Origin of the sequence: Neorhizobium sp. BETTINA12A (assembly GCF_023006485.1) — a bacterium.
In the GTDB taxonomy this organism is placed as follows: domain Bacteria; phylum Pseudomonadota; class Alphaproteobacteria; order Rhizobiales; family Rhizobiaceae; genus Neorhizobium.
On record NZ_JALBGW010000346.1, the window covers coordinates 1 to 924 of the forward strand.

1 protein-coding gene and 1 pseudogene are annotated in these 924 nt (G+C 66.1%); both read left to right on the top strand.

What is annotated here, in order from left to right; genetic code table 11:
- Positions 1-493 (top strand): annotated as a pseudogene (locus tag MOV61_RS30060) (DUF58 domain-containing protein); the annotation flags it as partial.
- The coding region (locus MOV61_RS30065; protein WP_247139196.1) for a BatA domain-containing protein at positions 490-924 on the top strand (435 nt) is incomplete at its 3' end. The pseudogene MOV61_RS30060 and the gene MOV61_RS30065, both read left to right, overlap by 4 nt.

Here is a 924-nt window from a genome sequence, read left to right on the forward strand (position 1 = left end):
CATCATGGAACCGGTATCGGCCTGCAACGCCGCCGAGCGGCTCGCCGCCGCGATCATGCACGCGCCGCTGACAACTGGCTTGCCGGAAACCGCGATGATCCGCGGCCATAGCGACATCGTGCTGATCGGCGATTTCCTCGACGACGCCGATCGGGTGATGGAGCGCATCGCCCCGCTCGGCCGCCGCGGCCTGCGCGGCCACGTGGTCGAGATCGCCGATCCGGCCGAGGAAACTTTTCCCTATACCGGCCGCACCGAGTTTACCGATCCCGAAACCGGCGAAAAGCTCGTCTCCGGCCGCGCCGAGATGATCCGCGAGGATTATCAGCGCGCCTATTTCGCCCGCCGTGATGCGTTGGGTGAATCGCTGCGCCGCCTCGGCTGGAGCTTCGTTTTCCATCGGACCGATCATCTCGCCTCCGAGGCGCTGGTCGCCGTGCATAGCTATCTTTCTGGCATGCCGTCACCGAAACCGGTCGGAGACAGGTCATGAGCGCGCTGATTTTCGCCAATCCCGCCATTCTCTTCGGTCTGATCGCGTTGCCGGTTATCTGGTGGCTGCTGCGGCTCACCCCGCCGCGCCCGAAGGCGGAAGTCTTTCCGCCGCTCCGGATCCTTGCGACGGTCCTAAAACGCGAGGAAACGCCCTCGAAGAGCCCCTGGTGGCTGACGCTGCTGCGCATGCTTCTCGCCGCCGCCGTGATCCTGGCGATCGCCGATCCGGTGATGAACCCGCGCGCCAATTCCCTCAATGCAGGCGGCCCGCTGGTGCTCGTCGTCGACAACGGCTGGGCGACCGCTGCCGACTGGGAACGCCGCGTCCAGACCGCCAACCTTTTGATCGACGACGCCGAAAGCGCCGACGTGCCGGTCTCGATCACGTTTACCGCCGATGCCAGCCACGAGGCGGTGCCCGGGACCGCC